The organism is Actinosynnema sp. NPDC050801 (assembly GCF_040673975.1).
GTDB lineage: Bacteria > Actinomycetota > Actinomycetes > Mycobacteriales > Pseudonocardiaceae > Actinosynnema.
Genome location: NZ_JBFAQZ010000038.1, coordinates 15,826 through 40,337, shown reverse-complemented (window position 1 = coordinate 40,337; position 24,512 = coordinate 15,826). Strand labels below are relative to the sequence as shown.

The following is a 24,512-nucleotide window of genomic DNA, read 5'->3' as shown; positions in this document are numbered from 1 at the left end:
GGACTGGTGTGGGCATGCACACCTAGGTTTCCGCCATCGCTCAGGAACCCCTACTGGAGGACTGATGACCGCCGCCACTCCTGCTCCGCCGATGATCCGGATGGCGGGCGTGGACAAGTTCTTCGGACCTCTGCACGTGCTCAAGGACGTGACGCTGGAGGTGCCGAAGGGGCAGGTCGTCGTGGTGCTCGGGCCGTCGGGCTCGGGCAAGTCCACGCTGTGCCGCACGATCAACCGGCTTGAGCCCATCGAGTCCGGCGTGATCGAGGTGGACGGCCAGCCGCTGCCCGCCGAGGGCAAGGAGCTGGCCCGGCTGCGCGCCGACGTCGGCATGGTCTTCCAGTCGTTCAACCTGTTCGCCCACAAGAGCATCGTCGACAACGTGATGCTCGCGCCGGTGAAGGTCCGCAAGACCCCGGCGGCCCAGGCCCGCAAGACGGCCATGGAGCTGCTGGAGCGGGTCGGCATCGCGAACCAGGCGGAGAAGTACCCCGCCCAGCTCTCGGGCGGGCAGCAGCAGCGCGCGGCGATCGCCCGCGCCCTGGCGATGCGGCCCAAGGTGATGCTGTTCGACGAGCCGACCTCCGCGCTGGACCCCGAGATGGTCCAGGAGGTGCTGGACGTGATGACGACGCTGGCCAAGGAGGGCATGACCATGCTCGTGGTCACCCACGAGATGGGCTTCGCCCGCAAGGCCGCGGACCGCGTGATCTTCATGTCCGACGGCGAGGTCGTCGAGGACTCGACGCCGGAGGCGTTCTTCTCCGCGCCGAAGTCCAACCGCGCGAAGGACTTCCTTGGCAAGATCCTGACCCACTGAAGTCCCACGACCGCGGCGCTGAGCCTGGCGCCGCTCTACCGAAGAAGAGCAGGAGAACGACGATGAGGGTTCGCACCCTTGCGGTGGCGCTGCTGGCCGGCGGCCTCGCCCTGACCGCGTGCGGCAAGGAGGGTGGCCCCGGCGAGACCGGCTCCGCCCCCTCGCAGCAGGTCGCCGCAGACGTGAAGGTCGACGGCTCGCCGACGTTCGACAAGATCAAGGCCCGCGGCAAGGTGATCATCGGGGTCAAGGAGGACCAGCCCGGCCTGGGTTACAAGGACCCGACCAGCGGCAAGTTCACCGGCTTCGACATCGAGATCGCGAAGCTCGTCGCGGCCAAGCTCGGCTACGGCGACGACAAGATCGAGTACAAGGCCATCCCGTCGGCCGGTCGCGAGCAGGCGCTGATCAACGGTGACGTGGACTACTACGTCGGCACGTACACGATCAACGCCAAGCGCAAGGAGCAGGTCGCGTTCGCCGGCCCGTACTTCACCGCGGGCCAGGACCTGCTGGTGAAGAAGGACGACAACTCGATCACCGGCAAGGACGCGCTCAAGGGCAAGAAGGTCTGCTCGGTGACCGGCTCCACGCCGATCCAGAAGGTCAAGTCCGAGGGCCTGACCGAGCCGGAGAACATCGTCGAGCTGCAGAACTACTCGCAGTGCGTCGAGCAGCTGGAGCAGGGCGCGGTCGACGCCGTCACCACCGACGACGCGATCCTGAAGGGCTACGCCTCGCAGTCGCCCACCACGCTGAAGGTCGTCGGCCAGACGTTCTCGAACGAGCCGTACGGCATCGGCCTGCCCAAGGACGACAAGGCGCTGCGCGACAAGATCAACGACATCCTGCAGGCGGCCCTCGACGGCGGCGACTGGCAGACGGCCTACGACGTCACCCTGGGCAAGTCGGGCTCCACGACCGACAAGCCCGTGCTCGACCGCTACTGATCACGTCCGCGGCCGGTCGTCGGTTCTTCCGGCGGCCGGCCGCACCACACCCACCTAGCCGAGGAAGCCGATGGACGTCCTGCTCGACAACCTCGACCTGTACGGGCCCGGGTTCCTCAACACCGTCGAGCTGTTCCTGATCGCCGCGGTCGGGTCGCTGGTGTTGGGGACGATCCTGGCGATGCTGCGGGTCGCGCCGGTCCCCGTGATGCGGGTCATCGGCACCGCCTACGTGACGATCGTCCGCAACACCCCGCTCACGTTGGTGTTCTTCTTCTTCGCCTTCGCGTTCCCGCTGCTCAAGATCGTGGACGCGGACACGTTCGGCGGCTCCGCGTCCGGCTACTACTTCACCGCCGCGCTCGCCGCGCTGATCCTCTACACGGCCGCGTTCGTGTGCGAGGTCGTGCGGTCGGGCATCAACACGGTGCCGGTGGGCCAGGCGGAGGCGTCCCGCGCGCTGGGGCTGACGTTCGGCCAGATGCTGGGTTCCGTGGTGCTGCCGCAGGCCACCCGCGCGGTCGTGCCGCCGATGATGAGCACGATGATCGCCCTGCTGAAGAACACCACCATCGCGGCGGGCTTCTCGGTGTTCCAGGCGGGTTCCATCAGCGCCAACCTCTCCGAGCGCGGCGAGAGCCAGTTGATCGGCCTGCTCTGGGTCGCGGCGTTCTTCGTGGTGCTGGTGATCCCCATGACCCTGCTGCAACGCAGCCTTGAGAAGCGGTGGAGCATCGCCCGATGAGCTCGGTCCTGTTCGACGTCCCCGGGCCCCGGGCCCGGCTGCGCCACCGCCTCTACGCGGTCCTCGGCGTCACCCTCCTGGTCGCGGCGATCGGCTTCGTGGTCCTCCGGTTCGCCCAGAGCGGCCAGTTCGACGGCCAGAAGTGGACCTGGATCCAGTACGAGAAGGTGCAGACCGACCTGCTCGACGCGCTGCTGAACACGCTCAAGGCGTTCGGCGCGGGTGCGGTGCTGGCGCTGCTGTTCGGGGCGGTCTTCGCCGCGGGCCAGATGTCGGACCACAAGGTCATCCGCGTGCCGTCGATGCTGGTCGTCGAGCTGTTCCGGGCCGTGCCGCTGGTCGTGCTGATCTTCGTGTTCCACTACGGCCTGTCGTTGGGCGCCCCGTTCTACTCGGTGGTGCTCGGCCTGACGCTCTACAACGGCTCGGTGCTGGCCGAGGTGTTCCGCGCCGGCGTGCTGTCCCTGCCCCGCGGGCAGAGCGAGGCCGCCTACGCGGTGGGCATGCGCAAGACCCAGGTGATGAACTACGTGCTGCTGCCGCAGGCGGTGCGGGCGATGCTGCCGGCGATCATCAGCCAGCTCGTCGTGCTGCTCAAGGACACCGCGCTGGGCTTCCTCATCACCTACGAGGAGCTGCTGCGCTACGCCCGGTTCATCGGCAGCATCTTCGAGTTCGGCCGGCCGCTCGTGCCCGTCACGATCGTGGTGGCCGCGATGTACATCGCGATGTGCCTGCTGCTGACGTGGCTGGCGACGTACCTGGAGAAGCGCAACCGGCGCGACAAGAAGGTCATCGAGCTGGAGAGGAACCCGGCCGAGGACGTCGTCGCGGCGGCCGTCTGATCGTGGTCGAGGGGTCTCCGCCGTGCTCGTGGCACGGCGGAGACCCCTTGTCGTCAGTAGCGGTCGTCAGTAGCGCAACAGCGCGCCGACGCCCTCGCTCAGGCCGGTGGCCTCGGTGACGACCACCTGCGCGCCGGTCGCCGCGGCGGCGGTGCCCAGGGCCTCGTCGGCGCGGTGCTCGCCGATGTGCTCGACGCCCAGGCCGCGCAGTTCGTTCTCCTTCAGCGCGAGCTGCGCCGGGTCGTCGCCGGACCAGACGGTGCGGTCGCCCAGCGCCGGGTCGGACACCAGCAGCGCGGCCACCTTCGCCTCGCGCAGCGCCTCCACCACGGGGGCGAGGCCCTGCACCGCGCGGCCGTGCGGGCGGCCCGCCTCGGCGGTGAACTCCTCCACCACGTCGTTGTCCAGGTCGAACTGGTACTGGGCCACGAGCGAGCGCACGGCGTCGTCGAACGCGGCGTCGTCCCCGCCCTCGGCCAGGGTCGCGCCCTCGACCTCGATCAGCACGTCCCGGCAGCGCGGGCTCAGCTCCTCGCGCACCTCGGTGCGCGCCTGCACCTCGCCGCCCAGGACCAGCAGCCGGGCGTCCAGGTCCGTCACCAGCCGGTGGGCTTCAGCGGCCACCAGCGCCGCGTTGCGCCTGGTCGTCTCCTCCACGGCCTGCTGGAGCCGCCGGTGCGACCAGCCGCCGCCGGGGACCTTGTGCAACGGGTGCCGGTCACCGTGCACCTCGTCGTGCACCTCACCGCTCCGCTCCCCGCGCCCGTCGTACCCGTGCAGGTCCGCGCCCGCCCGGTCGACCAGCACGATCACGTGCGGCACGGTGGGTTCGGTCCAGGTGGCCAGCGGCAGCAGGTGCGGCAGGTCCGACCAGCGCACGACCTCGCGGCCCGGCGGGCGCGGCAGCACCCGGTCCAGCAGCAGCCTGCCGTGCGCCGCGATCAGCGCCCGACCGGACTTGCCCGGCACCGGCGTCAGCGCCGCTTCCTGCATCGCGTCCAGCGTCGCGTCGTCCGCGCCCTGCCCGGCCAACTCCTCGCGCGCACCGCGCCAGCGCAGCTCCATGGCCTTGGCCGCGTCCTCGGTGTCGTGCGAGACGTCCAGGTAGACCGACGCGAACGGGCCGCGTTGCCGGACCAGCTCTCCCAACGAAGACATGTCCATGGGCCTCGGCTACCCGCTCGCGCGCCGCGTAACCTCGGGGGCATGGTGGACGAACCGGGTGCGATCACCAGGGTGCAGCAGACCGCCGTTGACCACCTCCTGAGGGTGGGCATCAACGGTTTCGGGCCGTTCAAGGGCGCCCGTCAGATGGCCGTGGAGGCGTTGGACAAGGGGCTGACGCCGGAGGAGGCGATCAAGCACCTGATCCGGACGCACGTGGCGGCGGCCGGCGTGCAGGGTTTCGCGACCAACATCGGCGGCCTGATCACGCTGCCGGTGACGCTGCCCGCGAACCTGACCGCGTCGTACCTGGTGCAGACGCACCTGATCGCCTCGATCGCCGCGGTGCACGGGCACGACCTGGACAGCGACGAGGTGCAGACGGCGATCCTGGTGTGCCTGCTCGGCAACGCCGGGACCGAGCTGCTGAAGAAGGCGGGCATCAGGGTGGGCGCGAAGCTCACCATGAACCTGATCGAACGCATCCCCGCGCAGCTCATCCGGGAGATCAACAAGCGCGTCGGCTTCACCCTGCTGGCCAAGTACGGCACCTCCAAGGCGACCGTCACCCTGGCCAAGGGCGTACCGCTGGTGGGCGGCGTGATCGGTGGCACGTTCGACGCGGTGACCACCCGCGCGGTGGGCGCCTTCGCGGCCCGCTTCTTCACCGAGCACGAGGACGCCCCGGCGGTCGTGGACGGCACCGTGATCGACGGCGAGATCGTCTCGATCGTCGAGAACCGGGAGTAGCCGACCGCATCGAGTGAACCTCGCGGGTCGGCGTGGTAGATCCGCACGTCGCTGTGAGTCGTCGAACGCGGCTCCGCCCCGAAGTGGGTGGTCGGGCTGATCGTCGTGCTGCGCTGGTGGGGCAGGTGCGGCCGGCGCGAGGGGTGTTGTTGCTCATGTCCTGCGTCGTGTTCGCGTGGTCCGCGGGTGTACCCGATTGGGTGGCGGTCGTGGTGCTGGTCGGTACGACGGGTACCCAGGTCGTCGGCGAGATGCCGCACGACGCCGGGCCCGCGGGAGATCGGGTTCGGTCTCGCGCCGGCCGACGGGCAGGGTCGGTACCAGGGGTTCTGCGGCACGGGCACGGCCGTCGCGCGCACCGTCGGACCGCTGCTGCCCACCACCCTCCCTGGGCGGTGGGGTGGTGGGCCGGCTGGTGCTCGGCGCGCTGTTCCGCACCGCTGCGCCGGCCATGACGCCCGCCGTCGCGCGGCCGTGACCCCGGTCCGCCGATAAAACGGTTGGCGTTGCCGCGGGAAGCACGCTAACGTCATGACCATGTTCTTCCAGATCGACCTCTGAGGACTTCTTCCTCCAGCGCCGCACCGGCCTCGGGCCGTGCCGCGCCCTTCTCCTGGTGGCCCTAGCGGCTCTTCACGCGACCCTGTCGATCCACGGGTCGTAGCCCTTTGCACGCCTCGGACAACGAGGAGGCGATCGCATGCCCACCATGCGCAACGAACCGCCACACGACGGTCAGCCGACCAACCGAGCCGCACGTCGCGGCGCACGCTCGTCCGGCGCGGTGCAGCCGCGCTTCGGCGGCGGCGGTCGAGCTGTCGTCAACCCGCGCCAGTACGCCATGCGGCGTCGCTGACCAGCGACATCGCCACACCTCAGGAGGCAAACATGACCGACCAGGACGTTCCGCAGGCCGATGACGGCGAGCAGGACCAGCCCGAGCAGCCCGCCGTCCCGCTCAACCGCGCGGCCCGCCGCGGTCACGCCGAGAAGAACGACAGCGTGAACAAGGCACCCGGCCGCCCGCACCAGAACACGTTCGTCGGACGACGCGTGTTCCGGCGCACGAGCGGCGGCTGAGCGACGAGCACCACGCGGCCGCTCGACTAGTCTCCGGTGCGCGATGAGCGCACACCTGGTGAGCCCGGAGCTGGTCGGGCGGTCGGCCGAGATCGGGCACCTCGCGGGCGCGTTCGACCACGCGCCCGCGACGGTGCTCGTCGGCGGTGAGGCGGGCGTCGGCAAGTCCCGGCTCGTCCACGACTTCACCGCGGCGCTCGACGCCACCGTGCTGCTCGGCGGTTGCGTCGAGCTGGACGGCCTGCCGTTCGCGCCGTTCGTCGCGGCGCTGCGCGGTGTCGCGGTGACCGACCGGGAACGCGCCGACCTCGCGCCGGTGCTGCCCGCCTCCCGCGATGACGCGGCGGCGGGCGACGAGGCGCGCCCGCGCCTGTTCGAGGGCGTGTTGTCCTTGCTGGGCAGGCTTTCCGCGCAACGCCCGGTGGTCCTCGTGGTCGAGGACGCGCACTGGCTGGACCGCTCCAGCCGCGACCTGCTCGACTTCCTGGTGCGCAACCAGCGCGCGGTGCCGCGCTCGGTGGTCGTGGTGACCTACCGGTCCGACGAACTGGGCGGCCCGGTGCGGCCGTTGCTGGCCGAGCTGAGCCGCGTGCCGTGGGTGCGCCGGTTCGAGCTGCCGAGGCTGTCCGCCCGCGACGTGCGCGCGCAGCTGCGCGGGATCCTCGGCGAGGAGCCGGACCCGGTGGCCGCGCGGGAGGTCTTCCGGCGCAGCGAGGGGAACCCGCTGTTCGTCGAGGCGTTGGTGGACGCCGGCGCGGAGCTGCCGCTGGAGGAGCTGCTGCTCAGCCGGGTCGAACGGCTGGCGCCGGACGCCGTCTCCCTCGTGCGCGCCGCCGCGGTCGGTGGCAGGCGCGTTTCCCACGAGCTGCTGAGCCGGGTCCACGACGTGGCGCCGATGCGGTCCATCGTGGACGGCGGGGTGATGGTCGTGGACGGCGACGGCTACGCGTTCCGGCACGCGTTGATCCGGGACGTGGTCCACCGGCGACTGCTGCCCGGCGAACGGGCGGAGCTGCACGCGCGGTACGCGGCCGTGCTGCCGCGGTCGGCCGCCGCCGAGTTGGCCCACCACCGGTACGCCGCCGGTGACGTGCCGGGCGCGGTGTCCGCCGCGTGGGAGGCCGCGGGCGCGGCCCGTCGGGCGTCGGCCTACGCCGAGCAGCTGGCCATGCTCGACCGCGTGTTGTCCTTGTGGGACAACGCATCGCACCTCGGCGTCGACCGGCTGACGGTGCTGGAGGCGGCCGGTGAGGCGGCGAGCCGGGCCGGTGAGCACGAACGCGGTGAGGAGCTGACCACCGAGCTGCTGGCCGGGCTGGACCCGGAGGCCGAGCGGATCCGGTACGCGGCGGTGCTGGAGCAACGGGGTCGGTTGCGGGCGCAGCTCGGCCGGCCGGGCGCGTCCGAGGACCACCGCGAGGCCGTGCGGCTGGTGCCGGAGGGGCACCCGATCCGCGGCTACCTGCTCAACTCCCTGGCCGCCCGGCTGATGGCGATCCCGCTGCCCGACGAGGCGCGTGAGGTCGCGCAGGAGGCGTTGGGCGCGGCCCACCACTCCGGTGACGACCCGTCCGAGGCGGCCGCCCTGATCACGTTGGCCGTGCTGGACGCGCGGCTGGGCGACCTCGACGCGCAGCTGCCCAGGCTGCGGCGGGCACGCGCCATCGCGGAGAACGTCGCCGCGCACCGCGTCCGGCTGCGCGCGCTGCACTGCGAGTCGTCGCTGTCGGAGGCGTACGGGCGGATCGCGGCGGCCGAAGAACTGGCCAGGCTGGGCATCCGGACCGCCCGGGAGCTCGGCCTGGCCCGGTCCGCGGGCGCGTCCCACGCCGTGGACCTGACCAGGGCGTTGATCGCGGCCGGTCGGTGGGACGAGGCGCTGGAGTGCGTCGAGCACGCCCTCGACCACGCGCCGCCCGCCGTCCACCACGCGCACCTGCTGTGCCTGGCGGGGTTCGTGGACGTGCGCCGCGGTGCGGTCGACCGGGCGCAGTGGGCGTTGACGCGGGCCCGTGAGCTGGCGGACACCCCGTTCCTCCAGGACCCGCTGCAACTGCCCCGGCTGGAGGCCGAGGTGCGGTTGGCGCAGGGCCGGGTGGGGGAGGCGGCGGCCGTGGTGCGGGCCGCGTTCGAGCTGCCGCACGCGCGGGTGGCGTCCCGGTTCTCGTGGCCGTTGGCGGCGTTGGGCGTGCGGTCGGGCCTGCCCGCGCCGGACCTCCCGGTGGCCGGTCCCGTGCAGGCGGCGTGGGCGTTGACGTGCCGGGGCGAGTGGCGTGCCGCCGTCGCCGCCTGGGAGGCGTTGGGGCAACCGCTGTGGCACGCCGAGGCGTTGTACGGGCTGGCCTCCGGGACGCGGGACGCCGACGCCCTGCGCCGGGCGGCGGAGCTGGCCGACGGGCTGGGTGCGACGCCGTTGCGCGACCGGATCGCCGACCTGGCCCGGCGGGCGCGGGTGACGTTGACCGGCGAGGGTGGGGCGCAGCGGGCCGCGTTCGGGTTGACCGCGCGTGAGGTGGAGATCCTGCGGCTGGTCACGGACGGTCTGGCCAACCGCGAGATCGCCGAGCGGCTGTTCATCTCGGTGAAGACGGCGAGCGTGCACGTGTCGAACATCCTGGGCAAGCTCGGCGTGGCCAACCGGGTCGAGGCGGCGGCGACCGCGCACCGGCTGAGGCTGTTCGAATAGGGCTCGTGCCCGATGCCCCAGGGGGTGCCTTAGACCGACCGTTGACGGCATGGACATCTTGGGTATCGCCGGGAGCATCCGCGGCCAGTCGTTCAACCGGAGGTTGCTGGCCCCCGCGCGGCACGAGTTGCCGGACGGTGCGCGGTTGACGCGGTGGGACGGGTTGGCGTCCGTGCCGCCGTTCGACGAGGACGCCGAGCACGGGCCGGTGCCGCCCGCGGTCGCGGCGCTGCGGGAGGCCGTCGCGTCGGCGACCGCGCTGCTGATCGCGACGCCGGAGTACAACCGATCGCTTCCCGGGCAGTTGAAGAACGCGCTGGACTGGGCGTCCCGGCCGCACGGCGCGGGTGTGCTGACGGGCAAGCCGGTCGCCGTGGTCGGCGCCAGCCCCAGCCCGCACGGTGCCGCGTCGGCGCAGGAGGACCTGCGGAAGGTGCTGACCGCCGCGGGCGCCTCGGTGGTCGGTGCGCCGGTGGCGGTCGGGCACGCGTTCCGCCGGTTCGACGAGCACGACCGCCTGATGGACCACGAACTGCGTGCGGCGCTGGCCGGGGTGCTGGCGGAGCTGACGGGCCGGGTGGTCGCGTGACCGCGGCGCTGACCCGGACCCGGTGGGGCGCGGTGCTGGCGGTGTCGTCGGGCGTCGTGCTGGCGGCGCTCGACCTGACCGCGGTCGCCGTGGCGTTGCCGGTGATGGGCGCGGACCTCGACGCCGGGCCGACGGTCACCCAGTGGGTGCTGCTGGCCTACAACATCCCGGTGATCGCGCTGAGCCTCCCGGCCGGGCGGTGGCTGGACCGGGCCGGGCACCTGCCCGCGTTCCTGCTGGCGGTCGGTGGGTTCGGGGTGACGAGCCTGCTGATCGCGATCGCGCCGAACGCCGGGCTCGTGCTGGCCGGGCGGGCGTTGCAGGGCGCGTTCAGCGCGTTGATCGGCGCGGTCACCATGCCGATCATCGCGGCCAACGTGCGTCCGGAACACCGGGCGCGCGCCATGGGGATGGTGCTCACGCTGATCCCGTTGAGCGGTGTGGCCGGGCCGGCGGTGGGCGGTGTGCTGACCGACCTGTTCGGCTGGCGGTCGGTGTTCCTGGTCAACCTGCCGGTGGTGGCGGTCGCGGTGCTGGTGGGGCGGCGGGGGATCGCGGCCGACGGTCGCGGCCTGCCGCGACCGGACCGACGGCTGCTGGTCGAGTCGGTGGTGCTCGGCGCCCGCGTGGTGCGGCGGCCGTCGTTGGCGTTGCCCTTGGTGGCGCTGCCGCTGGTCGTGGCGGGAATCGGTGCGCTGAACTTCGTGGTGCCCTACCTGTTGGTGGACCTGCCGTCGCGGACGGTCGGGTCGGTGCTGCTGGCGATGTCGGCGGGCATGGCGCTGGTGTCGCCGATCGCCGGGGTGGTCGCGGACCGGTGCGGCTACCGGGAAGTCGCGCTGGCGGGCACCGCGGTGATCTTGATCGGTACGGTGCTGTTGCTCCGAGCGGGTGATGATCCGTGGGACCTGGCGTGGCGGTTGGCGGTGATCGGCATCGGGCACGGGCTGTTCGCCGGACCCAACGCGGCGGTCCTGCTGGAGCGGACGCCGGCGGAGCTGATGGGTACCTCCGGGGGCGTGACGACGCTGGTCCGCACGGTGGGCTTCTCGATCGGACCGGCGTTGGGCGCCTCGCTGGGCGGGTTCGGCCAGACGGTGGTGGTGCTGGTGGCGATCACCGCGCTCGGGGTCCTCGTGACCGCGGCGCAGCTCAAGGTCGGCTGAGCGCCCGGTGCTCCTATCGGGCGCGGGCTCTGCCGATCACGTGCTCGGAGAACTAGCCTGAGCTGGGTAGCACCGGGTCCGGCGGAGATCGGGAGGCGCCCATGAGGATCGCTGACGTCTTGCGGAACAAGGGTTCGGCCGTGGCCACGGTCGAGTCGAGAGCGTCGGTCGCGGAGCTCGTCGCCGCGCTGGCCGAGCACAACGTGGGCGCGATGGTCGTGATGGGACCTGAGGGCGTCACGGGGATCGTGTCGGAACGCGACGTCGTGCGGAAGCTGAACGACCGGGGCGGCGAGCTGTTGGGCGCGCCGGTGTCGGAGATCATGACGAGCGAGGTGTTCACCTGCACGCCGCGCGATTCGGTCGACAGCCTCACGGTGTTGATGACCGAGCAGCGCATCCGGCACGTGCCGGTGGTCGACGACGGCCGGTTGGTCGGCATCGTCAGCATCGGGGACGTGGTGAAGAGCCGGATCAGCCAGTTGCAAGAGGACCACGACCAGTTGACCGCGTACATCCAGGGGTAGCCACCGGCCGCGCGGGCGCCCTCGGGTGCCCGCGCGGCTCGGCGACCGCTAGTGGTCCCGGCCGCGGTGGTAGTGCCTGCTGACCCTGGCCCGGTTGCCGCACGACGGCTTGCACCACTCCTGCCGGGGGTGCGCCTTCACGAAGTACCGGATGCACCTCGGCCCGGCGCACGCGCGCAGTTGCGCCCGCGTCCCGCTCGCCAGGAACTCGATCACCGCCGTCGCCACCGTCGCCAGCAGGCGGTCGCCGTCGTCGGCCGAGTCCAGGTAGCGCACCCGCGGCTGCTCGTCCCACTCCAACCGCGCCGCCCGGGGCACGCGGGCGGCGGCCTCGTTGACGACTTCCAGCGCGCGCTCGAAGGTCATCAGGTTGGGCGTGTCCAGGCGTTCGACGGCGTGCGCCGCGTGCGCGAACAGGGACCGCACGGCCCAGCGCAGCTCGACCAGCCGTTGCCGCAACGCCTCGTCCGCCTCCACCCCGGCCCACGCGGTGCAGCCCTCCGGGGTGGCCAGGTCGTCCGCGATCCCGCCGTGCCCGTCGTGCCGGACCGTGCTCGCGAACTCCAACGCCAGTGCCACCCCGGCGATTCTAGTGATAGGTTCCCTAACGCACTTGAGTCGTCAAACCATTAGGGGGAGTTGTGCCGATCCAGGGGAACGCGCTGGACGCCCACCGCAGGCTGGCCGCCGTCATCGAAGACCTCACCGACGAGCAGGTGGCCGAGCCCTCCGCGCTGCCCGGCTGGACGCGCGGGCACGTGCTGGCCCACCTGGCCAACGTCACCGTCGCGTTCGCCGGTCAGGCCGAGCACGAGGGCACGAAGGTCGAGCCCTACCCCGGTGGGCGGCCCGCCCGGGACGCCGCGATCGAGGCGGGCGCCGGGCGTTCGGCGGCCGAGCACCGGGCCGCCATCGCCGACGCCGCCGCCCGGCTCGCCAAGGCGTGGGAGGACGTCCGCGACTGGGACACCCCCGTCTACTACCGCGACGGCACGCTGACCGGAACCGCGTACGGGGTGTGGCGGGAGGTCGAGATCCACACCCGCGACCTCGACCTCGGCCCGGTCACGTGGTCGCCCGAGTTCTGCGACCACGTCATCGGCTTCCTGTCCTCGCGCGTGCCCGACGGCGTCCGGCTCACCCTCCAGGCGCCGGAACGCCGGTGGGTCGTCGGCGCGGGCCGGGACGTCACCCTGACCGGCTCGGCCGCCGACCTGACCGCGTGGCTGGCCGGTCGTGAGCCCGAGGGCCCGATCACCGGCGACCGGCCGGACCTCGACCCCTGGCCGTAGTCGCCGGCCTGTCACACCCCGGGCGCGGCCGTCGTCCGAGGGGTATGGCATTCCTCCGCACCGGACTGTGGTTCCTCGCCGTCACGCAGGCGGCCGTCGGCGGCTGGGCGCTGTTCGCGCCGCAGGGGTTCTACGACGGGTTCCCGGCTCCAGGTCACCACTGGGTGGCCATGTTCCCGCCGTTCAACGAGCACCTGCTGCGCGACTTCGGCAGCCTCAACCTGGCGTTCGGGGTGGCGCTGGCGTTCGCCGCCACCGACGTCCTCCTGGCCCGTGCCGTCCTGGTGTCCTACCTGGTGTTCGCCGTGCCGCACCTGGTGTTCCACCTGGCACACCTGGACCACATGCCGGTGGTCGACCAGGTCGGCAACGTGGCGACGCTGGGGCTCGGGGTGGTGCTGCCGGTGGCGCTGCTGGTCGTCGACGCGCGGCGCAGGACCGCCTCTGCTGCTCCGCGAACCAGGGGCAGATAGGTTCGAGTGATGCTGCACGAGATAGCCGAAGCCACCAGGGGCTTCCTCGGCCTGTTGGACGACGGGCAGCGCGCGGCCGCGGTGCGGAGCACGTCCGACGACGAGCTGCGCACGGGGTGGGCCTACACGCCCGGCCCGCGGCCCGGCGTGGTCTACGGCGATCTCGGGCGTGACCAGCGCAAGGCCGTGCACCGGTTGCTGTCGTGCGTGCTCAGCCCGCACGCCTACGCGCAGACGACCGCCATCATGGCGTTGGAGGACGTGCTGGACGACCGCGAGGGCGGCACCCGCGACCGGCACCAGGGCGACTACTGGACCGTGCTGCTGGGCGAGCCGGGTGACGAGCCGTGGGGTTGGCGGGTCGAGGGACACCACCTGTCGGTGAGCGTGGTGGTGGCCGACGGGCGCGTGTCGGCCACACCGTTCTTCCTCGGCGCGCACCCGGCCCGCACCACCTACCGCGGCCACACGGTGCTGCAACCGTTGCGGCTGGAGGAGGAGTTGGCCCGCGAGCTGCTGGACCGGATGGGACGCACGGCACGCGGGTTGGCCGTGGTCGCCGACGTGCCGCCGCCGGACCTGAAGACCGGCAACGCGCGCCGGGTCGGTGACCTCGAACCCGTCGGCGTGACGCCCGCGCAGCTCGACCGCGCGTCACGCGGACTGCTGGTCGGCCTGGTGCGGTACTACTTCGACCGGTTGAACAGCGACCTGGCCGACGAGGAGTTCGACGCCCTGGACCTGGACCGGCTGCACTTCTCGTGGGAGGGCTCGGACAAGCGCGGCGCGGGCCACTACTACCGGATCCAGGGACCGGAACTGCTCATCGAGTACGACAACACCGACAACGACGCCAACCACGCGCACTCGGTGTGGCGTCGGCGGTCCGGTGACTTCGGCACGGACCTGCTGGCCGCGCACCGCGCCTCGGCGAGGCACGAGTGACCCCCGAGGAGGCGATCGCGGAGCAGGAGCGGCTCCGGCCGCGGGTGTCGACGGAGACCGACCCCGGCCTGGTGGTGCGGCACGTCGCCGGGCTCGACGTGTCCTACGCCGACGACGACCGGCTGGCGGCGGCGATCGTGGTGCTGGACGCGGAGTCGTTGCAGACCGTGGACTCCGCGGTGGTGATCGGCCGGGCGGACTTCCCGTACGTGCCCGGCCTGTTCGCGTTCCGCGAGCTGCCGTCGTTGCTGGAGGCGATGGAGGAGTTGACCGTGACGCCGGACCTGCTCGTCTGCGACGGGCAGGGGTTGGCGCACCCGCGGCGGTTCGGGCTCGCCTGCCACCTCGGGGTGGTGACCGACCTGCCGAGCGTCGGCGTGGCCAAGACGCCGATGGGGCCGTTCTCCATGCCGGACGACGTGCGCGGGGCGCACACCGATCTCGTGGACGGCGGCGAGGTCGTGGGACGGGCGTTGCGGACCCGGGAGGGGGTCAAGCCGGTGTTCGTGTCCGTGGGGCACCGCATCGACCTCGACCGGGCGTGCGCCGAAGTGCTGCGGCTGTGCGTGACGCGGATCCCGGAGACGACCCGGCGTTCGGACGCGTTGGGTCGGGCCCGGCTCAAGTAGGTCCGCGCGGGTAGGCCCGCCCGGGTAGGTCAGTCGGGTGGGTCAGGTCGGGTGGGTCAGGCCAGGTGGGCCAGCTCGGGGTGCCGCCGGGCGTAGGTGTCCAGCAGGCTCCTGGCGGTGGCGACCGAGTCGACCAGCGGGTGCAGCGCGAACGCCTTGAGCGCGGCCGCGCGGGTGCCCTCCATGACCAGCCGGTCCACCGCCTTGACGGACGTGACGAGGCCCGCCGCGTGGTCGGGCAGCGGGCTCACCGGCAGCGGCCGCGCGCCCGTCGCGTCCACCTCGCACGGCACCTCGACGATCGCCTGGTCGTCCAACGTGGACAGGGTGCCGTTGTTGGGCACGTTGAGGATCAGCGTGGCCGTCTCGTTGTCCGCGATGGCGCGCATGAGCGCCATGGCGACGTGCTCGTACCCGCCGCCTTCCAGGCTGTCGCGCTCGCGCTCCTGAGCCATGTACGTGGCTTCGCGTTCCAGGCGCGTGGTCTCCCAGTCCACGTCGCCGTCGTAGAAGCGTTGTTGTTGGTCCAACAGGAAAGCGCCGCGGTTGTCACCGACCGCTTCACGGGTCGAGTAGTAGTAGTGCAGGTATTCGTTGGGGATGACACCGAGCGCGCGCAGCCACTCCGCCCCGAAGAGCCGGCCCTCCTCGAAACCCGCCAGGGCCGCATCGTCGGCCAGCAGGGTCGGCAGCAGGTTCTCCGTGCCCAGGTGGACGCCTTGCAGCCAGCCGAGGTGGTTCAGGCCCGCGTAGTCGAACGTCGGGTCGTCCCCGTCGGAGGTCGTGGCGAGGTCGAGCGCCTTGGCGACGCGGCGGCACAGGCCCAGCGGCGAGTCGCAGATGCCGATCACGCGGTCGCCCAGGTGGCGGGCCATGACCTCGGTGATCAGCCCGGCGGGGTTGGTGAAGTTGACGACCCACGCCCGCGGCGCGAGTTCGGCCACGCGCCGGGCGATCGCGTCCGCCACGGGAGCGGTGCGCAGGCCGTACGCGATGCCGCCCGCGCCGACGGTCTCCTGGCCCAGGACGCCGTGCGCGTGGGCCACCTCCTCGTCGATCGCGCGTCCGGCCAGGCCGCCGACCCGGATCGCGGAGAACACGAAGTCCGCGCCGCGCAACGCCTCGTCCAGGTCCGTGGTGGCGGTGACGGGTGGGCCGCCGCGCAGGACGGGCACGATCGCGTTCAAGCGGTGCGCGTCCACGTCGTGCAGCACGAGTTCGGTGATGTGCTCGTCCAGCGCCTTGTGCACGAGCGGCACGCGGAAGCCGCCGCCGCCCAGGATGACCAGCCTCATGCCTCCCATCCTGCCTCGGCGAGCAGGGTCACGAAGGCCGACGTGAGCGGGTCGGGTGCTTTGTGCGCGTAGGCGACCAGGGTCCTGCGCACCGGGGGGTCGGTGCGCAGGACCGCGCCGTCGAAGGTCTCCGGCAGGATGTTGCGCGGCACGAGCGCGGGGCCCAGCCCGGAGGCGGCCAGCACGGGCGCGGCGGCGGTCTGCTCGGTGCGGACCACGGCGGCCGGCTGGAAACCCTCCGCCGCGCAGGCCGCGTCGACCAGGTCGGCCAGGCCGTTGCCGGGCGCGTAGTGCACCCAGCCGACGTCGGCGAGCGCCCGCAGGCGGATCGGCTCCCGGTGGCGGGTGTCGGGCGGCAGCACGACCACGAACTCCTCCACGCCGAGCCGCTGCTGGAAGCCGACCCAGCTCGCGGGCTCGGGGCCGAGCGCGATGTCGGCCTGGCCGTCGGCCATCGCCTCGCGCAACTCCTCGGCGTGGCGGTGCTCGAACAGGCGGATGCGCACGTCGGGGTGCCGTGCGCGCCAGAGCCGGAGCACGGGCGGCAGCACGCCGAGGGTGAGCGAGTAGAGCGTGGCCACCCGCAGTTCGCCGCACTCCAGACCTGCCGTGCGTCGTGCGGCGGTGAGCGCGCGCTCCGACTCGGCCAAGGCGGCACGGGCGTGCGGCAGCCAGGCGCGGCCGGCGGGCGTGAGGCGGACGGCGCGGGGCAGCCGGTCGAGCAGTCGGGCGCCCACGGCGCGCTCCAAGGCCCCGATCTGGTGGGAGAGGGCGGGCTGGGTGACGTGCAGCAGTTCGGCGGCGCGGGTGAACGAGCCCTCGTCCACGACGGTGATCAGGTACTCGTACTGGCGCAACGTCATGAGATCAGTTTATGGGTTCGAGAAAGAACATGCCTTGGACTTATCGGCCCTGGTCATCCGATGATCGGAAGATGACTTTGACCGAAGACGCCCGCGCGGTGCTGGAGAAGTTGGCCGGCGCGCCGGGGCTGGAGGAGCTGTCGGTCGTCGAGGCTCGTCGGGCGCAATGGGGGTTCCTGGCGCTCCAAGGGCCGCCCGAACCGGTGGCGCGCGTCGCGCACCTCTTCGTGCCCGGACCGACGGCCGACCTGCCCGCGCGGATCTACTACCCCGAGGGCGGCGGGCCGTTCCCGGCGATCGTGTTCCTGCACGGCAGCGGGTGGGTGACCTGCAACCTCGACGTCTACGACGTGGCGTTGCGCGCGTTGGCCAACGCCACCGGGCACGCGGTGTTCGCGGTGAACTACCAGAAGGCCCCGGAGCACCCGTTCCCCGTGCCGCTGGACGACTCGTACGCGGCGACGCAGTGGCTGTTCGAGCACGCGGCGTCGGTGGACGTCGACCCGGCCCGGATCGGGGTCATGGGCGACAGCGCGGGCGGCAACCTCGCCGCCGCGGTGGCGTTGCGGGCCCGCGGCACGCTGGACCTCTCGTTCCAGGTGCTGGTGGTGCCCGCGTTGGACGTCGACTTCACCACCCGGTCCTATGTGGATCACGAGACGGGCTACGGGCTGTCGGCGGCGACGATGCGGTGGTTCTGGTCGCACTACCTCGGGTCGGACCCCGTCTCCGAGCTCGCCGCGCCGCTGCGGGCGTCGGTGGACGGCCTGCCGCCCGCGTTCGTGGCCGTCGCCGAGCACGACCCGGTGCGCGACGACGGCGAGCGGTACGCGGCGAAGCTGGAGGCGGCCGGCGTGCCGGTGCGGTGGCGGGAGTTCGCGGGCACGATCCACCCGTTCGTGCTGATGGACGGCGTGCTGGACACCTACCGCGTGCTGCTGGGCGAGCTGCGGACCTGGCTCGGTGCCCGGTGATGCCGCCCGCGTTGCTCGCGCTGGCCGTCGGCGCGTTCGGCATCGGCACCACGGAGTTCGTGATCGTGGGGCTGTTGCCGCAGGTGGCAGGGGATCTGGGGGTGTCGATCCCGGCCGCCGGGCTGCTCGTGTCCGGGTACGCGCTCAGCGTCGTGGTCGGCGCGCCGCTGATCACCGCGGGCGCGTCGCGGCTGCCGCGCAAGCAGCTCCTGGTCGGTCTCATGGCGTTGTTCGTGCTGGGCAACCTGGTGTGCGCGGTGGCCGACGACTACGCGGTGCTCATGGTGGGACGGGTCGTCGCCGCGCTGTGCCACGGCGCGTTCTTCGGCGTCGGGTCGGTGGTGGCGGCGGGGTTGGTCGCGCCGGACCGGCGGGCGCGGGCGATCGCGATGATGTTCACCGGGTTGACCGCGGCCAACGTGCTGGGCGTGCCGGCCGGCACCGCGCTGGGCCAGGAGTTCGGGTGGCGGTCGACGTTCTGGGCGGTGACCGCGCTGGGCGTGGCCGGGTTGGTGGGGATCGTGGCGCTGGTGCCGGCGCAGCCCGCGTCGACCGGGCTGCGCGGCGAGCTGGCCGTGTTCGGGCGGCCCGGGGTGTGGCTCGCGCTGGCGACCACGGCGCTCGGGTTCGGCGCGGTGTTCGCGTCGTTCACCTACGTCGCGCCGATGATGACCGAGGTGGCCGGGTTCTCGCCGGGCGCGGTGACGTGGCTGCTGGTGCTGTTCGGTGCCGGGTTGTGCGTGGGCAACGTGGTCGGCGGGCGTGCGGCGGACCGTCGCCTGATGCCCAGCCTGTACGTGTTCCTGAGCGCGCTCGCGGTGGTGTTGGCAGTCTTCGCGTTCACCGCGCGGTGGGCGCTGCCGGCGGCGGTCACGATCGCGGTGTTCGGCGTGTTCGGGTTCGCGACCGTGGCGCCGTTGCAAGCCAGGGTGCTGGAGCAGGCCGCAGGCGCGCCCGCGCTGGCGTCGGCGGCGAACATCGCCGCGTTCAACCTCGGCAACGCGGCGGGCGCGTGGCTGGGCGGTGTGGCGATCGACGCCGGGCTCGGCTACACCGCGCCCAACTGGGTGGGCGCGGCCATGGCGCTGGCCGCGCTCGGCGTGGCGGTCGTCGGCGGTGTCAGTGACCGAGCGCGTCGATCTCGGCCAGCAGTGACCGTTTGAGGTCCTCGGGCGCGAACGCGGCCCGCACCCCGGTGCGGGCCAGCTCGGCCAGCTCCGACTTGCCCAGCCCGAACACCTCGTGGCACAGCAGGTACTCGCGGTCCAGGTCGGTGTGGAACATGCCGGGGTCGTCCGTGGCCAGGGTGATCGGCACGCCGGCGTCGAGCAGCCTGGGCAGCGGGTGGTCCCCGATGTCCTTGACCGCGCCCGTGCGCAGGTTCGAGGTCGGGCAGACCTCAAGGGTGATCCGTTCGGCGGCCAGCCGGCGCAGCAGCTCGGGGTCGTCCACCGCGTTGATGCCGTGGCCGACGCGTTCGGCGTGCAGCTCGTCGAGGGCCTCGCGGACCTGGTCCGGGCCGGTGGTCTCGCCCGCGTGCGGCACGCAGTGCAGCCCCGCGTCCCGGGCCGCGGTGAACGCCTCGCGGAACGCCCGGCGCGGCGCGTCCGCCTCGAACCCGCCGAGCCCGAAACCGACGGTGCCCGCCGGTCGGTGCGTCACCGCGTACTCCGCGCTGGTCAGGCCGAAGTCCCGGTCCCACAGCCCGGGGATGTCGAACACCCAGGCCAGCTCGACGCCGTGCTCGGCGCGTGCCCGTTCGCGGCTGGTGGTCAGGGCGTCGTCGAGCTCCTCGGGGGCGATGCCGGCACGCAGGTGGCTGGTCGCGCTGACGGTCACCTCGGCGTAGCGGACGTTGCGCCGCGCCTGCTCCTCGGCCAGCCCCAGCACCAGCGCGGCCACGTCGTCGCCGGTGGTGACCAGGTCGTTCACCGCCGCGTAGACGTCGATGAAGTGGCCGAAGTCGGTGAACTCGTAGAACCGGAGCAGTTCGGCCTCGTCGGTCGGGACGTCGTGCCCGGGGTGGCGGCGGGCGAGGGTGAGGACGGTGGCGGGGGAGGCTGACCCGACGAGGTGGACGTGCAACTCCACTTTGGGCAGCGCGGCGATGAAGTCACGCATGGCCGGGCGAGTCTGCCCGGGTCCGGCGTCGCTGGTCAAGGGGCCGTTCGTCGGGTCTTCGATCTCTGTCCATTGTGGACTTTGGACACCCTTGACAGGGGTTGTGGCGCGGGGGATGGTCAGCCCGAAACCTGTCCTACACATGATGGGGGTTCGGTCGTGAAGGGTGCACGGAGAGCCGCGGTGCTCGCCGCTCTGGTGACGTTGCCGCTGGGCCTGACGCCCGCGGTGGCCGGTGCCGCGGCGGAAGGCCCGGTGTTCGTCGGCGGCGAGGCGCAACCCGTCTTCGACCCGAAGGACGTGGTGCGCGAGAGCCTGTGGGTGCGCGCGCCGGTCGACAGCGACCGCGACGGGCGCGACGACGAGGTCTACACCGAGGTGGTGCGCCAGAAGGCAACCGACCGCGGGCTGAAGGTCCCGGTGGTGTTCTTCAACAGCCCGTACTTCTCCGGCGGCAACGACGTGGCCAACCACAACGTCGACCTGGAGCTGTACGTGCCCAACCGCCGCGGCGGGTACGACAAGCGCGACGGGTCGCTGCTCAAGGCCGAGGCGGACGAGCGGATCGCCGCCGCCGTCGGGCCCAACCCGGCGCCGATCCGGTCCGGGCGCTACGAGGACTACTTCATCTCCCGCGGCTTCGCCATGGTCTACGCCGAGTCGCTGGGCACCGGCAAGTCGACGGGCTGCCCCACCTCGGGCGGGCACAACGAGACCGTCGGCTCCAAGGCCGTGGTCGACTGGCTCAACGGCCGCGCCACCGGGCGTGACGCGGCGGGCGCCCCGGTCGTGGCGGGTTGGACCACCGGCAAGGTCGGCATGATGGGCGTGTCGTACAACGGCACCCTGCCCAACGCCGTCGCCGCCACCGGGGTCGAGGGCCTGGAGGCCATCGTGCCCATCGCGGCCATCTCCAGCTGGTACGACTACTACCGGGCCGACGGCGCGGTGGTCGCGCCCGGCACGTTCCAGGGCGAGGACCTCGACGTGCTGGCGGAGTACGTCTACACGCGCGCCGACCGGGAGGTGTGCAAGCCGGTGATCGCCGACGTGGCGGCCCGGCAGGACCGGGTGACCGGCGACTACAGCGAGTTCTGGGACGAGCGCAACTACGTCAAGGACGCGTCGGAGGTGCGGGCCGCGGTGCTGGCCGTGCACGGGTTGAGCGACTGGAACGTCAAGGTCAAGCACGTCGCGCAGTGGTACGAGGCGCTGCGGCGGCACGGCGTCGAGCACAAGATCTGGCTGCATCAGTCCGGGCACACCGACCCCGACACGCTGCGGTCGGTCGAGTGGCGGCGCACGATCAACAAGTGGTTCAGCCACTACCTGTACGGCGTCGACAACGGCATCGAGCGCGAGCCCAAGGCGACGATCCAGCGCGAGGACAAGACCACGTGGGTGGACGAGGCCGACTGGCCCGCACCCGGCACGTCGACCGCCCGGGTGTACCCGTGGGCGGGCGGCACGGCCAAGGGCGCGTTGCGCTTCGAGTCCGTGCCGGGCAACGCGGTGGTGGAGTCGTTGCGCGACGACTCGTCCAAGCTCGCCGAGCACCTGGTCGACCTGCCCCGCTCCGGCAACCGGCTGTCGTACACGACGGGCCCGACCTCGGCGCCGGTGCGGTTCTCCGGTGTCGCCAGGGTCGACCTGGCGATCTCGTTCGACCGGCCCGCGGCCAACGTGACCGCGCTGCTGGTGGACCGGGCGCCGGACGGCACGTCGCACGTGATCACGCGGGGGTGGACCGACCCGCAGAACCGGGTGTCGCCGTCGCGGACCAAGCCGATCGAGCCCGGCAAGCAGTACCGGGTCGAGGTGGAGCTGGAGCCGAACGACTACGTGGTCCCGTCTGGTCACCGCGTCGAGTTCGTGCTGATCTCGTCGGACTACGACTACACGCTGCGGCCGAAGCCGGGTGCGGGCCTGTCGATCGACCTCACGTCGACGGTGGTGGAACTGCCCGTGGTCGGCGGCATCACCGCGTTGCGCCGATCGGTTGGTTAGGAAGTAATTCACGAACACAACACTTGGTAACTCTTCCACTGAGGCGGCCGGGCGTGGTCGGATGATCACCCCCAGTCGTCAAGGAGGTGGCAGATGAGCCGACGCGTGTTCGTCACGGCCTTGGTGGCGCCGCTGATCGGCCTCGTCCTCACGCAGGGCGAGGCCGCGGCGGCGCCGAACTTCCAGATGCCGTTCCCGTGCAACCAGGTGTGGGAAGGCCAGACCCGCACCAACCACAGCCCCGCGAACTCGGTCGACTTCAACCGCGCGAACGACGACGGCGACCCGGTGGTCGCGTCGGCGGCGGGCAGCGTGACGAGGGTCGCGAACGAGGGCAGCACCAGCTACGGGCGGTGGGTCGAGATCGACCACGGCAGTGGGTGGCGCACCCGGTACGCGCACCTGTCCGTGCAGAGCGTGTCCGTCGGCCAGTCCGTGCGGATCGGCCAGCGGATCGGCAACGTGGGGACGACCGGTGGGTCCAGCGGGCCGCACCTGCACTACGAGCAGAGGCTCAACGGCGTCGACCAGAAGATCAAGTTCAACGGGACCCAGATCTACTACTGGGGCTCGCGCAGCTACACCAGCCGCAACTCGTGCGGCACCAGCGGTGTGACCGGCACCGTCGGCACCGACAGCGGCGCGTCGGTGACCATCCGCTCGGGTCCGGGGACGCAGTACGCGGCCGTGGGGTCGGTCGCGAACGGCGCGTCGGTGACGATCAGCTGCCAGGCGCAGGGCGAGACGGTCACCGGCAAGTACGGCACCACCAACCTGTGGGACAAGATCGGGTCGGGGTACATCTCCGACGCGTTCGTGTACACAGGTTCGGACGGTCAGGTGGCCCCCGACTGCTGAGTTCCCGCAGGTGACGGGCCGCTCCCCGGAGGTGGGGGAGCGGCCCGTTCCGAGTTGTCCACAGGTTGGCGCCGGCCGCCGGCCCCCGTCGCCGCCGTCCGCCATGGTCGGACCCATGACCAAGCTGCTGCCCCCGACCCGACTGCGCGACCCGGGCGACCTGATCGCCGCCGTGCCGCACCTGCTGGGCTTCCACCCGTCCGACTCGATCGTGCTGATGGTGGTGCGCGACCACGACATAGCCATGACCCTGCGCGTCGACCTGCCGCCGCCGGGGGTGCCGAACCGGGTCGCCCACCAGCTCACCGCGCCGCTGGCCGGGTTGCGCGAGGTCGACGCGGTGGTCGTGGTGATCGGGGGCGGTTCGGGCGACCCGCCCGAGGACCTCCCGCACGACGCGCTGGTCGACGCCGTGGACGAAGCCCTGTTCGCCGCCGAGGTGCCGCTGCTGCTGGCGGTGTGGACGCGTGCGACGGCGAAGGGCGAGCGCTGGTTCGACTACCACGACGCGGGCACGGCCGGTTCCGTGCCGGACCCGTCGAGCACGGCGTTCGCCGCGGCGTCGGCGGCGGGCGGCCACATCACCTACCCGAGCCGTGCGGCGATGGGCGAGCTGCTGGCCCCCGACCCGCCGCAAGCCCTGTCCCGGCGGGCCGCCCTGCTCAACCGCCTGGCCGACCTCCCGCCGGAGGAGGACACCGTGCCGGCGCGGCACCGCGACCTGATCCACGCCGAGGTGGTCCGTGCCGCGGCCCGCAAGCGCCCGTTGACCGACGAGGAGGTGGCCGACCTGGCGCACGCCCTGTCGAACCCGCTGGCCCGGGACGCCAGCCTGGCCTACTGCACCGGGGAACACGCCCGGAGCGCGGAAGTCCTGTGGACCGAACTGACCAGGGCGAGCCCGGCACCGGAACGGGCCGAACCCGCCACCCTGCTCGCGTTCTCCGCCTACGTCAAAGGCCTGGGCACCCTGGCCGCCCTCGCCCTGGACCGGGCCGAACAGGCCTACCCGGGCCACCGCCTGGCCGGACTGCTGAGGGCGGCCCTGGACGCCGGCCTCCCCCCGAACCAGATCCGCGACCTCGCCGAACGAGCCGCCGCCACCGACTGGACCACCCCACCCACGAGCCCGGCCCGACAACCCTGACCCCCACCGCCCCGTCCCTGACCACCCTCCGCCGGCGCCCTCCGCCGACCGCCGACCACCTGACGACCTGGCCAGCCCGGGTCGCCAGTCGGACCAGGTCGCCGGTCGAACCGAGTCGCCACTCGACCGAGCTGCCGGATTGCAGGACCGCCTACCGCCGACCCGGATCCGCCGCCCGACGGATCGCGAGTTGTCCCGCGTCGTGGGCTCGACCGGGTCAGCGGTTGTCGGCTGCCAACCGCCCGGCTCCCAACCGCCCGACGGCCGGGCAGGCCTGGGCCGCTGGTGAGCGCGGATTGCGGGTTGCCGCCTTCCCCCTGCCGGCGGTCCGGCCAGCCGGATCGAGGCTCAGGCCGGGCCGGTCGCTGCAAGCCGCTCGCCATCGCGGACGGTCGGGAGGTGGTCAGCCACATCCCGGGCGACTCCGGGCCGGCGGGGTGGTGCCGGAGCGCGGGTTGCGGACCACTAGACGCGCGCCGACCCATCAGACCGCCGACCCATCAGACCGCCGACCCATCAGACCGCCGACCCATCAGACCGCCGACCCATCAGACCGCCGACCCATCAGACCGCCGACCCATCAGAC

General features: G+C 72.4%; 25 protein-coding genes. 20 read left to right on the top strand and 5 right to left on the bottom strand.

Features of this window, described 5'->3' with window-relative positions:
- Positions 1-91 precede the first annotated feature (91 nt).
- From AB0K14_RS39470 to AB0K14_RS39455, 4 genes are all read left to right on the top strand, one after another.
- Positions 92-820 (top strand): amino acid ABC transporter ATP-binding protein, encoded by a 729-nt coding sequence (locus AB0K14_RS39470; protein WP_198932576.1) that lies wholly within the window; start codon positions 92-94, stop codon positions 818-820.
- 62 nt (positions 821-882) lie between these two features.
- The gene (locus tag AB0K14_RS39465; RefSeq protein WP_360463658.1) at positions 883-1,770 is read left to right on the top strand and encodes a glutamate ABC transporter substrate-binding protein; all 888 of its coding nucleotides are present in this window, start codon (positions 883-885) and stop codon (positions 1,768-1,770) included.
- Between the two features lie 70 nt (positions 1,771-1,840).
- Positions 1,841-2,515 carry an amino acid ABC transporter permease gene (locus tag AB0K14_RS39460; RefSeq protein WP_360463655.1) on the top strand — a complete coding sequence of 225 codons (675 nt, stop codon included), beginning with the start codon at positions 1,841-1,843 and terminating at the stop codon, positions 2,513-2,515.
- Entirely contained in the window at positions 2,512-3,360 is an 849-nt protein-coding gene (locus AB0K14_RS39455) for an amino acid ABC transporter permease (RefSeq protein WP_360463652.1), read from the top strand. The genes AB0K14_RS39460 and AB0K14_RS39455 overlap by 4 nt, the downstream gene beginning before the upstream one ends.
- Positions 3,361-3,426: 66 nt before the next feature.
- On the opposite strand, the gene AB0K14_RS39450 is transcribed toward AB0K14_RS39455, so the two are convergent.
- Positions 3,427-4,518 carry a Vms1/Ankzf1 family peptidyl-tRNA hydrolase gene (locus AB0K14_RS39450; protein ID WP_360463649.1) on the bottom strand — a complete coding sequence of 364 codons (1,092 nt, stop codon included), beginning with the start codon at positions 4,516-4,518 and terminating at the stop codon, positions 3,427-3,429.
- Positions 4,519-4,566: 48 nt separating this feature from the next.
- Here AB0K14_RS39450 and AB0K14_RS39445 point away from each other — a divergent pair, with 48 nt between their 5' ends.
- The 7 genes from AB0K14_RS39445 to AB0K14_RS39415 all read left to right on the top strand — a co-directional run bounded on the left by AB0K14_RS39445 (position 4,567) and on the right by AB0K14_RS39415 (position 11,322).
- Entirely contained in the window at positions 4,567-5,274 is a 708-nt protein-coding gene (locus tag AB0K14_RS39445) for an EcsC family protein (RefSeq protein ID WP_360463646.1), read from the top strand.
- Between the two features lie 700 nt (positions 5,275-5,974).
- Positions 5,975-6,130, top strand: a complete 156-nt coding sequence (locus AB0K14_RS39440; RefSeq protein ID WP_360463644.1) for a hypothetical protein — start codon at positions 5,975-5,977, stop codon at positions 6,128-6,130.
- Positions 6,131-6,162: 32 nt separating this feature from the next.
- A complete protein-coding gene (locus tag AB0K14_RS39435) occupies positions 6,163-6,354 on the top strand; it encodes a hypothetical protein (RefSeq protein WP_360463641.1) in 192 nt (63 codons plus the stop codon).
- A gap of 43 nt (positions 6,355-6,397) precedes the next feature.
- The gene (locus tag AB0K14_RS39430; protein WP_360463638.1) at positions 6,398-9,040 is read left to right on the top strand and encodes an AAA family ATPase; all 2,643 of its coding nucleotides are present in this window, start codon (positions 6,398-6,400) and stop codon (positions 9,038-9,040) included.
- A gap of 49 nt (positions 9,041-9,089) precedes the next feature.
- Positions 9,090-9,629: an NAD(P)H-dependent oxidoreductase gene (locus AB0K14_RS39425; RefSeq protein WP_360463635.1), complete on the top strand. Its 540-nt coding sequence runs from the start codon at positions 9,090-9,092 to the stop codon at positions 9,627-9,629.
- Entirely contained in the window at positions 9,626-10,795 is a 1,170-nt protein-coding gene (locus AB0K14_RS39420; protein ID WP_360463633.1) for an MFS transporter, read from the top strand. The genes AB0K14_RS39425 and AB0K14_RS39420 overlap by 4 nt, the downstream gene beginning before the upstream one ends.
- Before the next feature lie 101 nt (positions 10,796-10,896).
- On the top strand, positions 10,897-11,322 hold the full coding sequence (locus tag AB0K14_RS39415; RefSeq protein ID WP_360463631.1) for a CBS domain-containing protein: 426 nt from the start codon (positions 10,897-10,899) through the stop codon (positions 11,320-11,322).
- 48 nt (positions 11,323-11,370) lie between these two features.
- Here AB0K14_RS39415 and AB0K14_RS39410 read toward each other — a convergent pair whose 3' ends face one another.
- Complete coding sequence (locus AB0K14_RS39410) at positions 11,371-11,901, bottom strand: ABATE domain-containing protein (protein ID WP_360463628.1); 531 nt, start codon at positions 11,899-11,901, stop codon at positions 11,371-11,373.
- A 62-nt stretch (positions 11,902-11,963) separates the two neighbouring features.
- Here AB0K14_RS39410 and AB0K14_RS39405 point away from each other — a divergent pair, with 62 nt between their 5' ends.
- From AB0K14_RS39405 to AB0K14_RS39390, 4 genes are read left to right on the top strand one after another with little or no spacing between them, the layout of a single operon-like run.
- Complete coding sequence (locus AB0K14_RS39405) at positions 11,964-12,614, top strand: maleylpyruvate isomerase family mycothiol-dependent enzyme (protein WP_360463626.1); 651 nt, start codon at positions 11,964-11,966, stop codon at positions 12,612-12,614.
- 44 nt (positions 12,615-12,658) lie between these two features.
- A complete protein-coding gene (locus AB0K14_RS39400) occupies positions 12,659-13,087 on the top strand; it encodes a hypothetical protein (protein WP_360463623.1) in 429 nt (142 codons plus the stop codon).
- Between the two features lie 9 nt (positions 13,088-13,096).
- Complete coding sequence (locus tag AB0K14_RS39395; RefSeq protein ID WP_360463620.1) at positions 13,097-14,032, top strand: DUF3500 domain-containing protein; 936 nt, start codon at positions 13,097-13,099, stop codon at positions 14,030-14,032.
- On the top strand, positions 14,029-14,661 hold the full coding sequence (locus tag AB0K14_RS39390) for an endonuclease V (RefSeq protein ID WP_360463617.1): 633 nt from the start codon (positions 14,029-14,031) through the stop codon (positions 14,659-14,661). Before AB0K14_RS39395 ends, AB0K14_RS39390 begins: the two co-directional genes overlap by 4 nt.
- 56 nt (positions 14,662-14,717) lie before the next feature.
- On the opposite strand, the gene AB0K14_RS39385 is transcribed toward AB0K14_RS39390, so the two are convergent.
- Positions 14,718-15,956 (bottom strand): 6-phospho-beta-glucosidase, encoded by a 1,239-nt coding sequence (locus AB0K14_RS39385; protein WP_360463614.1) that lies wholly within the window; start codon positions 15,954-15,956, stop codon positions 14,718-14,720.
- Entirely contained in the window at positions 15,953-16,819 is an 867-nt protein-coding gene (locus AB0K14_RS39380; RefSeq protein WP_360463611.1) for a LysR family transcriptional regulator, read from the bottom strand. The genes AB0K14_RS39385 and AB0K14_RS39380 overlap by 4 nt, the downstream gene beginning before the upstream one ends.
- A gap of 71 nt (positions 16,820-16,890) precedes the next feature.
- Between AB0K14_RS39380 and AB0K14_RS39375 the strand changes: the two genes are divergently transcribed.
- Both AB0K14_RS39375 and AB0K14_RS39370 read left to right on the top strand, forming a co-directional pair.
- Positions 16,891-17,793: an alpha/beta hydrolase gene (locus AB0K14_RS39375; RefSeq protein ID WP_360463608.1), complete on the top strand. Its 903-nt coding sequence runs from the start codon at positions 16,891-16,893 to the stop codon at positions 17,791-17,793.
- Positions 17,793-18,956, top strand: coding sequence for an MFS transporter (locus AB0K14_RS39370; protein WP_360463605.1), 1,164 nt, complete (start codon positions 17,793-17,795; stop codon positions 18,954-18,956). The genes AB0K14_RS39375 and AB0K14_RS39370 overlap by 1 nt, the downstream gene beginning before the upstream one ends.
- Here AB0K14_RS39370 and add read toward each other — a convergent pair.
- Complete coding sequence (gene add, locus AB0K14_RS39365) at positions 18,913-19,914, bottom strand: adenosine deaminase (RefSeq protein ID WP_360463602.1); 1,002 nt, start codon at positions 19,912-19,914, stop codon at positions 18,913-18,915. The two genes, AB0K14_RS39370 and add, sit on opposite strands and share 44 nt — an antisense overlap.
- A gap of 159 nt (positions 19,915-20,073) precedes the next feature.
- Here add and AB0K14_RS39360 point away from each other — a divergent pair, with 159 nt between their 5' ends.
- The 3 genes from AB0K14_RS39360 (at position 20,074) to AB0K14_RS39350 (ending at position 23,926) form a co-directional block, all read left to right on the top strand.
- Positions 20,074-21,921 carry a Xaa-Pro dipeptidyl-peptidase gene (locus tag AB0K14_RS39360; protein ID WP_360463598.1) on the top strand — a complete coding sequence of 616 codons (1,848 nt, stop codon included), beginning with the start codon at positions 20,074-20,076 and terminating at the stop codon, positions 21,919-21,921.
- 93 nt (positions 21,922-22,014) lie between these two features.
- Entirely contained in the window at positions 22,015-22,779 is a 765-nt protein-coding gene (locus AB0K14_RS39355) for a peptidoglycan DD-metalloendopeptidase family protein (RefSeq protein WP_360463595.1), read from the top strand.
- A gap of 115 nt (positions 22,780-22,894) precedes the next feature.
- Positions 22,895-23,926 (top strand): DUF4192 domain-containing protein, encoded by a 1,032-nt coding sequence (locus AB0K14_RS39350; RefSeq protein WP_360463592.1) that lies wholly within the window; start codon positions 22,895-22,897, stop codon positions 23,924-23,926.
- Positions 23,927-24,512 lie beyond the last annotated feature (586 nt).

Excerpts from the sequence above, each read along its gene's own strand:
- AB0K14_RS39470 (WP_198932576.1), top strand. The coding sequence starts at position 92 with ATGATCCGGATGGCGGGCGTGGACAAGTTCTTCGGACCTCTGCACGTG.
- AB0K14_RS39465 (WP_360463658.1), top strand. The coding sequence starts at position 883 with ATGAGGGTTCGCACCCTTGCGGTGGCGCTGCTGGCCGGCGGCCTCGCC.
- AB0K14_RS39460 (WP_360463655.1), top strand. The coding sequence starts at position 1,841 with ATGGACGTCCTGCTCGACAACCTCGACCTGTACGGGCCCGGGTTCCTC.
- AB0K14_RS39455 (WP_360463652.1), top strand. The coding sequence starts at position 2,512 with ATGAGCTCGGTCCTGTTCGACGTCCCCGGGCCCCGGGCCCGGCTGCGC.
- AB0K14_RS39450 (WP_360463649.1), bottom strand. The coding sequence starts at position 4,518 with ATGTCTTCGTTGGGAGAGCTGGTCCGGCAACGCGGCCCGTTCGCGTCG.
- AB0K14_RS39445 (WP_360463646.1), top strand. The coding sequence starts at position 4,567 with ATGGTGGACGAACCGGGTGCGATCACCAGGGTGCAGCAGACCGCCGTT.
- AB0K14_RS39440 (WP_360463644.1), top strand. The coding sequence starts at position 5,975 with ATGCCCACCATGCGCAACGAACCGCCACACGACGGTCAGCCGACCAAC.
- AB0K14_RS39435 (WP_360463641.1), top strand. The coding sequence starts at position 6,163 with ATGACCGACCAGGACGTTCCGCAGGCCGATGACGGCGAGCAGGACCAG.
- AB0K14_RS39430 (WP_360463638.1), top strand. The coding sequence starts at position 6,398 with ATGAGCGCACACCTGGTGAGCCCGGAGCTGGTCGGGCGGTCGGCCGAG.
- AB0K14_RS39425 (WP_360463635.1), top strand. The coding sequence starts at position 9,090 with ATGGACATCTTGGGTATCGCCGGGAGCATCCGCGGCCAGTCGTTCAAC.
- AB0K14_RS39415 (WP_360463631.1), top strand. The coding sequence starts at position 10,897 with ATGAGGATCGCTGACGTCTTGCGGAACAAGGGTTCGGCCGTGGCCACG.
- AB0K14_RS39400 (WP_360463623.1), top strand. The coding sequence starts at position 12,659 with ATGGCATTCCTCCGCACCGGACTGTGGTTCCTCGCCGTCACGCAGGCG.
- AB0K14_RS39395 (WP_360463620.1), top strand. The coding sequence starts at position 13,097 with ATGCTGCACGAGATAGCCGAAGCCACCAGGGGCTTCCTCGGCCTGTTG.
- AB0K14_RS39385 (WP_360463614.1), bottom strand. The coding sequence starts at position 15,956 with ATGAGGCTGGTCATCCTGGGCGGCGGCGGCTTCCGCGTGCCGCTCGTG.
- AB0K14_RS39380 (WP_360463611.1), bottom strand. The coding sequence starts at position 16,819 with ATGACGTTGCGCCAGTACGAGTACCTGATCACCGTCGTGGACGAGGGC.
- AB0K14_RS39375 (WP_360463608.1), top strand. The coding sequence starts at position 16,891 with ATGACTTTGACCGAAGACGCCCGCGCGGTGCTGGAGAAGTTGGCCGGC.
- AB0K14_RS39370 (WP_360463605.1), top strand. The coding sequence starts at position 17,793 with ATGCCGCCCGCGTTGCTCGCGCTGGCCGTCGGCGCGTTCGGCATCGGC.
- add (WP_360463602.1), bottom strand. The coding sequence starts at position 19,914 with ATGCGTGACTTCATCGCCGCGCTGCCCAAAGTGGAGTTGCACGTCCAC.
- AB0K14_RS39355 (WP_360463595.1), top strand. The coding sequence starts at position 22,015 with ATGAGCCGACGCGTGTTCGTCACGGCCTTGGTGGCGCCGCTGATCGGC.
- AB0K14_RS39350 (WP_360463592.1), top strand. The coding sequence starts at position 22,895 with ATGACCAAGCTGCTGCCCCCGACCCGACTGCGCGACCCGGGCGACCTG.